Genomic DNA, 9,683 nt, shown 5'->3' with positions numbered 1-9,683 from the left:
GTGTACGGGTGGGTGGGGGACTGGATGACGGTGTCCACCGGGCCGCGCTCGACGACTTCGCCGCGGTAGATGACGTGCAGTTCGCCCCCGTCGCCGAGGTATCGGGCGGTGGCCACGTCGTGGGTGATGAAGACGAGGCCGATGCCGAGGCGGGTACGCAGGTCCCGGAGCAGGCTGAGGATGCCCAGACGCATCGACACGTCGATCATGGACACCGCCTCGTCGGCGATGAGGACCTTCGGGTTCACCGTCAACGCGCGGGCGATGACGACGCGTTGGCGCTGGCCGCCGGAGAGTTGGTGCGGGTACTTGGGCAGGACGGCGTCGGGGTCGAGGCCGACGAGTTCGAGCAGTTCGCGGGCTCTGGTCTCGAGTGTGTCGCCGTCGCGGGCGGCGCCCTCGCGTTTGGCGGTCATCCGCAGGGGGTCGCGCAGGGTTGTGGCTACGGTGCGGGTCGGGTTGAGGACGGAGTACGGGTCCTGATGGATCAGCTGGATCGCCTGGAAGAGTTCGGCGCGGCGCTTGTGGCTGAGGCCTGACACACTCTGTCCGTCCACGCGCAGCTCACCGGCGTCGAAGGTCTCGAGACCGGCCAGGATCCGGCCGAGTGTGGTCTTGCCGCAGCCGGATTCGCCGATGAAGGACACCGCTCCGCCGTCGGGGAGGGTGAAGTCGATGCCGCGCAACGCCTGCACGGTGCGTGCGCCGGTGAAGGCGCCGTGGGCGTGGAACGTCCGGACTATGCCGCTCGCCTCGATCATGCGCCGATCACCGCCTCGGGGGTGGCGTGGCAGGCTCGGCGGCGTCCACTGCCCCCAGCGTTGTCGATGTCCCCGCCCCAGGCGTCGAGGGGCGGCTCCTCGGTTGCACACTGGTCCATCACGAACGCGCAGCGCTGGCGGAAGACGCAGCCCTGACGCGGGATCGATGCGAGGTCCGGGGGACGGCCGGGGAGTGCTCGGGCGCGTGAGATGTCGCCGGTCACACGGGCGGTGGCGTTGATCAGGGCACGGGTATACGGGTGCGACGGGCGTCGGAGCAGCTGTTCGGCCGGCCCGTCCTCGACGATGCGGCCGCCGTACATCACCGCGAGGCGGTCGGCGAGTTCGGAGACGACGCCCATGTCGTGCGTGACGATGAGCGTGGTGAGGCCGATCTCCTTGTGCACCTGGCCGATGATCTTCAGTACCGCCGCCTGCGAGAGCATGTCGAGGGCCGTGGTCGGCTCGTCTAGAACCAGAACCCTGGCATTCAGGACGAGCGCGAACACGATGCCGACCCGCTGGCGCATGCCGCCGGACAGTTCGTGCTGGTAGGAGTCGAGCACACGCTTGCCGTCCATGCCCATCAGCTCGCACAGTTCGCGGGCCCGGCGCACCAGGCCGGGCAGGTACTCAACGTCGTGCGCGCGGCCGAGGTCGAGCAGCTGCTTGCCCACGGTCTTGAGCGGGTTCAACGAGTTCTGCGAGGCCTGGAAGACGTAGCCGACCTTTCCGCCGCGCACCTGGCGCAGCGCGGCGCCCTTGAGCCGGGTGACGTCGCCGATCCCGGTCAGCTGGACCGAGCCCGAGGTGATCCGGCCGGGCGAGGGGACGGCGCCGAGCAGCGTCAGGGCCAGGGTGGACTTGCCGGAGCCGGATTCGCCGACCAGGCCGGTGATCAGGCCCGCCTGGAGGGTCAGGTCGGCGTGCGCGACGGCGGGCAGCTCCTCGCCGCGGTCGGTGCGGAAGCAGACGGTCAGATCGCGCACCAACACCTCGGTCTCCGGCGTGGCGGAGGCGGCTGAGGCAGCTGAGGCGGCCGAGCCGGCGGCCGAGGCGATGGAGGCGAGCGGCGCCGCGAACGCTCCGGCCGCGGCGGCCTGCGGGGCGGTGTCGGTCACGAGCGCTCCCTCAAACGCGGGTTGAACAGTTCGTCGACGGCGTCGAGGAACAGCACGATGCCGATGGTGATCAGCAGGATGCACAGCAGCGGGGCCAGCAGGTAGCTCAGCGCGGCGGGGCTGTCCATCGCGCCGCCGGAGAACACGGCCTGGTTGAGCATCACGCCCCAGTTGCTGCTGGAGAACGGCACCACGCCCAGGAAGAACAGCGCCACCTCCGCGCCGATGAACGCGATCACGGCCAGCAGCATGTTCATCGCGACGAACGGGGCCAGGTTCGGCAGCAGCTCCCGGAAGATCACGTGCCGCGAGGACAGGCCGAGGCCGCGGGCGGCTTCCAGGAAGCCGCGTTCGCGCAACGAAAGCGTCTGCGAACGCACGGCCCTGGCCACGCCGCCCCAGCCGGTCACGCCGAGGGCGATGGCCATCTCGTAGGGCTGGCCGAAGCTCCAGATGGTGGAGAGTACGATCAGCAGCGGCAGTCCGGGGATGGTGAGCACGAAGTCGGTCAGCCGCATCAGCACCGAGTCGGTGGGGCCGCGGTGGTAGCCCGCGACCAGGCCGACCAGCGTCCCGATCACCGCCGCGAACAGTGCGGAGAGCGCGGCGGTCTCCAGCACGTAGCGGGCGCCGATCACGATCTCCTGCAGCACGTCGGAGCCGGCGAAGTCGGTGCCGAGCCAGTGCTGCGCGCTGGGGGCGGAGTAGATCGCGTTCGGGTCCACGGCCAGCGGGCCCGCGTAGAGGTACGGCCCGAACACGGCCATCAGCGCGAACAGCGCCAGGATCAGCAGCCCGATCACCCGGCCGGGCCTGCGGGTGAGCACCCGCCACGTCGTCATCGTCAACGCCTCACTCGCGGATCGATCACGGTGTAGAGCAGGTCGGCCACGATGTTCGCCAGCACGATCGCGACCGTGATCAGCAGGAAGGCGCCGGACATCAGCGGGTAGTCGCGCGCGCCGATCGCCTGGAACAGCACGTTGCCCAGGCCCGGATAGTCGAACACGTTCTCCACCAGCACCGAGCCGCCCAGCAGGTAGCCGATGGACAGGGCGAACACGGTGAACATCGGCAGGATCGCGTTGCGCGAGACGTAGCGCATCCGGGTGCGCGGTCGCAGGCCGCGCAGCTCCGCCGCCAGGATGAAGTCGTCGCCGAGCACGGAGATGACGGACGACTTCATAGTCAGCAGCCAGGCGCCGTAGCCGAGCAGCGCGTACGTCGCCACCGGCAGGATCGCGTGCTGGACGACGGAGACGACGTAGGGCCCGTTGAAGCCGGGCGTGAGCGTGACGTCGCTGGTGTCGCCGTAGGGGAGCAGGTTCCACTCGGTGTGGAACAGGAACGCCAGCACCAGCGCCAGCACGAACACCGGGATCCCGGCGAAAAAGGAGCCTGACATCGACAGCAGGCCGCCCCAGCGGCTGGAGCGCTTGACCGCGGCCACCGCGCCGAAGCTCGTGCCGACCAGGAAGGCGATGACCAGCCCGGCCAGCGCGGGGAAGATGGTCCAGGGCGCGGCGGCCCGCAGTACGTGCGTGACCGGGACGCCGCTGTAGGAGATCGACTGGCCCAGGTCGCCGTGCAGCAGCCGCCAGAGGTAGCCGCGGTACTGCACCAGCAGCGGGTCGTGCGAGGTGAAGCCGTAGATCGAGGACACCTTGGCCTGCGCCTGCTCCGGTGACATGCCGGACAGGATGTAGTTCTCGTAGGCCGCGTCGCCGGGGCTGCCGGGCAGCGCGTGCACCAGGAAGAAGGTGAAGGTCGCCACGGCCCAGATCATCACGAGTCCGACGGCGAGCTTGGGCAGCAGCCGCGTCAGGGTTCGCACCTGAGTCCACCTCCTTCGGGATGGGTGCGGGCGGGTACGGAGGCGGACGGACGGCCGTCTCCATACCCGCCGGAATTGGATCAGAACCCTGGTACAAGGAGCGGATGTCGGCCGACGGCCGACGGTGCGGTCACTTCGCCTTGACGTAGCCCTGCATCATCCACACGCCGGGGCCGTCATACATCAGTCCATTGATGTCGGGCGAGCTCGGGCCGGGGAAGTCGGTGAAGCGCTTGTCGTAGGTGAAGTCCACCGCGGTGTAGTCCCAGATCGGGATGACCGGCAGCTGCGCGTTCGTGGCCAGGGCCAGCTGCTGCACGACGGGCCGCGCGGCGGTGGAGGAGAGCGTGGCCAGCTGCGCGGTCAGCTGACCCGGGTCGATCGGGGCACCGCCGACGGTGTAGCCGGTGGGGGTGTGCTGCCAGTTGCCGCCGCCGTCCGAGTGCGTCACGGTGCCGTCGGCGTTCGCGGTGTAGCCGTCGTCCTGGCCGTAGAGCCGCTGGTAGGCCGCGGAGGCGGACGGGCCGAGCGCGATCAGCCAGAATCCGACCGCGTACTTGCCCGCGGCCATGTCGGTCTTGTAGGTGGCGAAGTCGGAGGTCAGCTTCACCTGGGTGGGGATGCCGAAGGCGTCGAGCTCCGAGGAGATGACGGTGGCCGCCGCGTTCCAGTCGCTGAAGCCGCTGACGGTCTGCAGCGTGATCTTCCACGGCGTGCCGCCCGGCAGCAGCCACTGCGAGCCGGACTTGGTGAAGCCCGCGGCGGTCAGCAGCGAGGCGGCCTTGCTCTGGTCCGGCGCGTACGGGTTGAGCGAGGAGACCTGCGCGGGCGTGAGCCACTGCTTCGTCGCGGCCTCGACCATGCCGGTCAGGTCGGCCGCCGCGGTGCCGCCGACCGGTTCGCCGACCTTCGTCACCGCCTGCCGGTCGATCACGTAGGCCAGCGCCTGGCGCACCGTGGTCTGGTCGTACGGCGCGTCGCTCTCGTTGAAGGCGATCGCGGCGTCCACGTAGGACGCGGTGTCGATCCGGCTGTATCCGGCGCCCTCGACCGCGTCGAGGATGTTGGTCGGCATCGAGGTGTACGGCGCCGAGTCCAGCTCGCCGCTCTTCATGTAGCCCCAGATGTCCGAGTTCCCGCTGTAGTGGCGCAGGATCACCTCGGACGGCGCGATCTTGGCGACGCCGTAGAAGTCGGGGTTGCGGGTCAGCTCGGCCGAGCCGGGGTTGATCCGCGCGACGACGAACGGGCCGGCCGAGACGTCCTTGGCCGGGGAGAAGGAGGAGACGATCTTGCCGATGGCGTTGAGCTTCGTCACCGCGGCGTTGGCCGTGGCCGCGTCGGTGGAGGTCAGATCGGTGATGGTGTCCCAGACGGTGGAGGGCACCAGCGAGCCGTAGACCTCGGCCGGCACGATGTACTGCCCGAGCACGAGCCGGCCGAAGTCCAGGTTGGAGCCGCCGGCCGCCTGGTCGATCTGGATGGTCGAGGAGTTCACCTCGGTCACCGAGCCGATGTCAAGGCCCTGGGTCAGGAAGCCGGCGCCGACGGTGGCGCTGCCCTGGGTGAGGGCGATGGCCATGGAGAGCTTCACGTCGGCCGGGGTGACGGGGGTTCCGTCGGACCACTTGGCGCCCGGTTGCAGCCTCACGGTGATGCCGGAGGAGGTGATCGTCCAACTGGCGGCGATTGCGGGGAAGAAGTCCTCCGGATTCGTCGGATTCTGTTTGTCGAAGCCCAGTTGCATGGTGTCGAAGCCGGGGAAGTAGTTGCCGGACGCGTTGAAGGGGTTCATCGGCGCGCCCGCCGTGATGGGGTTGGTCGCGGAGACGGTCGTGTAGACCAGCGTGGTGGAGGAGGTCTTTCCGCCGGACGAGCAGGCTGCGAGCAGCCCCGCGCACGCCGTCAGGGCGAGCGGGGCGCGAAGTCGGTGGAGCCGGGTCATGATCGTCGGATCTCCGTTCGGCCGAGGGGGTGGGTGGTGCTGCCGTGGTGGTGCCGCGAAAACTCCGGTGGTGCGGTGAGCCGATGATAGGAGCGCCCTGAACGTTCGTCAATAATTAACTTACAAAGTTGACCTCGACGGAACTTAACGCCATGCTGACTGGGCAGCACCCTCGCTGAGCTCGAATCTCGTGGGAAAGCCTCCGCGAGCTTGCCGGAGATCGGTGGGAAAGCACCACACAACCTGCCCATGCCGTTGGCAACGCCGTCCCCGGTTCAGCCAGGCCCTGACGGCGGCCGAAAGGACTGCGTGATGAGCACTCAGTACGCCCCCCGTGTGCAGGCCCCCACCGAGGAACGCAATCCGCGTACGACCGAGATCGACCTGGTGCCCACCATCGACCTGCTGCGGATGCTCAACGCGGAGGACCGCTCGGTGCCCGAGGCCGTCGCGGCGGTGCTGCCACAGCTCGCGCGGGTGGTGGACGAGGCCGCCGCGCGGCTGGGCGCCGGCGGCCGGATGCACTACTTCGGCGCGGGCACCTCCGGCCGGCTGGCCGTGATGGACGCCGCCGAACTGATCCCCACCTACGGACTGAACCCCGGTGTCGTGGTCGCGCACCACGCCGGCGGGCACGCGGCGCTGGAGCAGCCGGTGGAGAGCCGGGAGGACGACCCGGAGGAGGGGGTGCGGGACGCGTCGCAGCTGACGAAGTTGGATCTGGCGGTCGGCCTGACCGCGAGCGGGCGCACCCCGTACGTCGGCGGCGCGCTCAGGGCGGCGCGTGCGGCCGGTGCGTTCACGGTGCTGGTGAGCGCGAATCCGCAGGCGCAGCTCGCCCCCTGGGCCGACGTGCACCTGGCCGCCGACACCGGCCCGGAGGCGGTGGCCGGATCGACCAGGCTGAAGGCGGGGACGGCGCAGAAGCTGATCCTCAATGCCCTGTCCACCGCGCTGATGGTGCTGCTCGGGCGTACGTACTCGAACTTGATGGTGGAGATGGCCGCCGGGAACGCGAAACTGCGGGGCAGGCTGCTGACGATCCTGACCGAGGCGTCCGGCGAGCCGACCGAGGTCTGCGCCGCCGCGCTGGCCGCCGCGGACGGGGAGGTCAAGACCGCCCTCGTCGCGCTGCTCGCCGACGTTCCGGCCGCCCACGCCCGCAACGCCCTCGCCGCCAGTGCCGGCCGCGTCCGCCCGGCCATCGCGTCGGTCTCGTCGGTTTCGGCGGTTTCGGCCATCGGGGCGGTGGACGCGGTCGCGGCCGTGCGAGCGGTGGAGGCGCTGGGCGACGCGGGTTCCGGTCCCGGCTCCGCCTGACCGAATTCGGTTGCGCCACAACGCGACCCTCGCCACGCTGGCCCGGTGACAGACCAGGAGCCGGTGACAGACCAGGAGCCGGTGACAGCCCGGGAGTTCGGCCGCGTCGAGCGGATCGGCGACACGGTGCGTCGGCCGGCCATGCCGTGGACGCCCGCGGTGCACGGCCTGCTGCTGTATCTCGAGGACATCGGCTATCCCCACGCGCCGCGCGTACTCGGCTTCGACGAGCACGGCCGCGAGGTGCTGACCTGGATCGAGGGCGAGTCCGGCCCGGACGGCTGGGGCAAGGTCGTAGACGACAGAGGCCTGCGATTCTTCGCCCGGCTGCTGCGCGAGTACCACGACGCGGTCGCCGGATACCGCCCGCCCGCCGCGACGCTGTGGTCGAGTACGACCGCCGGCCCGGTGGGCGACGAAGTGGTCTGTCACGGCGACTTCGGACCCTGGAACACCGTCTGGAGCGGCGCAAGGCCGATCGGGATCATCGACTGGGACCACGCCCGCCCGGCCGCGCGGCTGCACGACGTCGCCTACACCCTGCAGTACACCGCGCCCTTCCGCGACGACGCCGAGTGTCTGCGCTGGCTGCGCTACCCGGAGCCGCCCGACCGGTGCCACCGCATCGAGGTCTTCGCCGCCGCGTACGGACTGACGGACACGCGAGGCCTCGTGGATGAGGTGCTGAGGGTGCAGGAGGCTGGCATCGAAGTCGTGCGCCGGCTGGCCGAGCGTGGAGACGAACCGCAGGCCACGTGGGTCGCGGAGGGTCACCTCGACCAGCTGCGGGCGCAGCTCGCGTGGAGTCGGGAGAACCGGCATCTGGCCGAGGCCGGTGGACGCAGAGATCCTGTGCGGGGCGGGCGGACCGGGGCGGGGCCCCCGGCGGCGTGAGAGTATGAAGCGCATGCCAGCGGAAACGTGGTCGCGCTTCATCGACGTCGAGTGCCTGCCGGACGAGGTCGCGGCGCTGATCGAGTCGCTCGCGACCGGGGAGCACCTGCTGATCGCGCGCGACGGCGAGCCGATCGCGGCCGTCGCGGCGATTCCCACAGCGGTCATCCCCGCCCCGGCGGCGCAGCGCGCTTCCGCAGAAGGGGCCGGGCCCGCCGGGCCCTCGATCGACCACCACCGCGTCACCGTCGTCGCCTCCGCGCTGCGGATGTCGGACCACGTCCGCACGCTGCTCTCCTCCTCCCTCGGCGAGAACTACACGCTGCTGGACTTCAACGACGCCCCGCCGACGGCCGACGTGCTGCTGGTGGGTCCGATCGGGCTGATGCTGCTGGCCAACCTGCGCGGCCGGTTCCCGCGGGCGCGGGTGATGGTGGTCGAGGCGTCGGACGACTCGCTCGGGATGAGCTCGAACGGGCCGGTGCGCCGGTACATGGACGCGGGGGCCGAGACCTACCTCGTCTCGCCGAGCATCCCGGCCCTGGCCGCGCAGCTGGAGCAGGCGGTCACCGAGCGTGCCGCGTTGACCGGCGGAGCGTGGCCGGGCCCGGGCGGCCCGGGCGGCATCTCGGGCGGGCGCCGGGTGATCGAGGGCGGCCTCGCGATCGACGCGTCACCTCCGCAATCTTGACAACCCCCGAGCATGTCCGAGCGCGCTGCTAGGCTCGTTCACGTGACGCCGGAGGAACTCGCCAACCTTGCCCACCTGCGTCGCGCCCGCGACTTGATGGACCGCGAGTACGCCCGTCCGCTCGACGTCGCCGAGGTCGCGCGCACCGCGCTGATGTCCACCGCGCACTTCGCCCGGCAGTTCCGCGCCGCCTACGGGGAGACGCCCTACTCCTACCTCATGACGCGGCGGATCGAGCGCGCGAAGCTGCTGCTGCGCCAGGGCGAGATGTCGGTCACCGAGGTGTGCATGGCGGTCGGGTGTTCCTCGCTGGGCTCCTTCAGCGCGCGCTTCACCCAGCTGGTCGGGCAGACGCCGACGGCGTACCGGGCCCGGAGCCACAGCGAGTTGGAGACCGTGCCGGGGTGCCTGGCGAAGGACATCACCCGGCCGGCCCGCAAGTCGTACTAGCGTCGATCCGTTCGGCGCACGCGTCTCAGGGAGCTGCCAGGAACAGCTCGGCCAGCCGCGGCAGCCTGGCCCGCATCTCGGCCGGGTCGTCGAAGTCGAAGTCCTCGCCGAGCTCGCCCGGCTCGGGCTGGCCGGGACCGGCGAAGGCGTCGTAGGCCTCGTAGAACCCGCCCGTCTCATCCCCGCAGAAGCGCTCGTACGCGTGCGTGCCGATGTAGTTCACCAGCTCCTGGAACAGGGCGAACCTGCGGGTGCCGGCCGCGACCGCGAGGACGTCGGGGTGGTCGGCGAGCGCGTCCGGGTCGGTCAGGGCGCGCTCGTACCAGGCGCGGCCCTGGGCTATCAGGGCCGCGCGGAAGTCCATGAACGAGTCGTCCGAGCAGCCGCTGTTGATCAGGTACGCGGCCGCCCACACGTCCCACCGGTACAGCGCCGCGTGCAGCCGGGTGAAGTGCTGTTCGAACTCGAATATGGTCAGCTCCGACGTGTCGGCGAGATGCCCGACCAGGAAGGCCGAGACGGCCTTCCCGTCGGCATCCGCGGTGGCGTCGGCGTCGGTGCCGGCGGTGTGAGCGCGCGCGCCCTCGATGAGGTCCCAGAACTCGGTGATGTCCACGGGCGCACTCTCTCACGCCGGACCGGCCGAAATCGATGTCCGGTGACAGCG

General features: G+C 70.5%; 10 protein-coding genes. 4 read left to right on the top strand and 6 right to left on the bottom strand.

The features are described from left to right. From KDL01_RS17140 to KDL01_RS17120, 5 genes are all read right to left on the bottom strand, one after another. On the bottom strand, window positions 1-761 hold a 761-nt coding region (locus KDL01_RS17140; RefSeq protein WP_212529514.1), incomplete at its 3' end, for an ABC transporter ATP-binding protein. Continuing rightward, window positions 758-1,882, bottom strand: coding sequence for an ABC transporter ATP-binding protein (locus KDL01_RS17135; protein ID WP_307846370.1), 1,125 nt, complete (start codon window positions 1,880-1,882; stop codon window positions 758-760). The genes KDL01_RS17140 and KDL01_RS17135, both read right to left, overlap by 4 nt. Next, a complete protein-coding gene (locus tag KDL01_RS17130) occupies window positions 1,879-2,724 on the bottom strand; it encodes an ABC transporter permease (protein WP_212529513.1) in 846 nt (281 codons plus the stop codon). Before KDL01_RS17130 ends, KDL01_RS17135 begins: the two co-directional genes overlap by 4 nt. A 2-nt stretch (window positions 2,725-2,726) precedes the next feature. Beyond that, window positions 2,727-3,716: an ABC transporter permease gene (locus KDL01_RS17125; RefSeq protein ID WP_307846369.1), complete on the bottom strand. Its 990-nt coding sequence runs from the start codon at window positions 3,714-3,716 to the stop codon at window positions 2,727-2,729. A gap of 130 nt (window positions 3,717-3,846) precedes the next feature. Then, complete coding sequence (locus KDL01_RS17120) at window positions 3,847-5,661, bottom strand: ABC transporter substrate-binding protein (RefSeq protein WP_212529512.1); 1,815 nt, start codon at window positions 5,659-5,661, stop codon at window positions 3,847-3,849. Window positions 5,662-5,973: 312 nt separating this feature from the next. Here KDL01_RS17120 and KDL01_RS17115 point away from each other — a divergent pair, with 312 nt between their 5' ends. From KDL01_RS17115 to KDL01_RS17100, 4 genes are read left to right on the top strand one after another with little or no spacing between them, the layout of a single operon-like run. Beyond that, entirely contained in the window at window positions 5,974-6,981 is a 1,008-nt protein-coding gene (locus tag KDL01_RS17115; protein ID WP_212529511.1) for an N-acetylmuramic acid 6-phosphate etherase, read from the top strand. 45 nt (window positions 6,982-7,026) lie between these two features. Next, on the top strand, window positions 7,027-7,875 hold the full coding sequence (locus tag KDL01_RS17110) for an aminoglycoside phosphotransferase family protein (RefSeq protein ID WP_212529510.1): 849 nt from the start codon (window positions 7,027-7,029) through the stop codon (window positions 7,873-7,875). A 13-nt stretch (window positions 7,876-7,888) separates the two neighbouring features. Continuing rightward, window positions 7,889-8,566 carry a hypothetical protein gene (locus tag KDL01_RS17105; RefSeq protein ID WP_212529509.1) on the top strand — a complete coding sequence of 226 codons (678 nt, stop codon included), beginning with the start codon at window positions 7,889-7,891 and terminating at the stop codon, window positions 8,564-8,566. 42 nt (window positions 8,567-8,608) lie between these two features. Then, window positions 8,609-9,016 carry a helix-turn-helix transcriptional regulator gene (locus KDL01_RS17100; RefSeq protein ID WP_307846367.1) on the top strand — a complete coding sequence of 136 codons (408 nt, stop codon included), beginning with the start codon at window positions 8,609-8,611 and terminating at the stop codon, window positions 9,014-9,016. Window positions 9,017-9,041: 25 nt separating this feature from the next. Here the strand turns inward: KDL01_RS17100 and KDL01_RS17095 are convergent, their stop codons facing one another. Then, window positions 9,042-9,632 (bottom strand): DUF4240 domain-containing protein, encoded by a 591-nt coding sequence (locus tag KDL01_RS17095; protein WP_212529507.1) that lies wholly within the window; start codon window positions 9,630-9,632, stop codon window positions 9,042-9,044. Between the last annotated feature and the right edge of the window lie 51 nt (window positions 9,633-9,683).

It is taken from the genome of Actinospica durhamensis (assembly GCF_018139695.1).
GTDB lineage: Bacteria > Actinomycetota > Actinomycetes > Streptomycetales > Catenulisporaceae > Actinospica > Actinospica durhamensis.
Note: the sequence above shows the minus strand (reverse complement) of the source record. Positions and strands in the feature narration are given on the sequence as shown.

What these genes read in the sequence shown, in the direction of transcription:
- KDL01_RS17130 (WP_212529513.1), bottom strand. Translation starts at nt 2,724, where the DNA reads ATGACGACGTGGCGGGTGCTCACCCGCAGGCCCGGCCGGGTGATCGGG.
- KDL01_RS17120 (WP_212529512.1), bottom strand. Translation starts at nt 5,661, where the DNA reads ATGACCCGGCTCCACCGACTTCGCGCCCCGCTCGCCCTGACGGCGTGC.
- KDL01_RS17115 (WP_212529511.1), top strand. Translation starts at nt 5,974, where the DNA reads ATGAGCACTCAGTACGCCCCCCGTGTGCAGGCCCCCACCGAGGAACGC.
- KDL01_RS17105 (WP_212529509.1), top strand. Translation starts at nt 7,889, where the DNA reads ATGCCAGCGGAAACGTGGTCGCGCTTCATCGACGTCGAGTGCCTGCCG.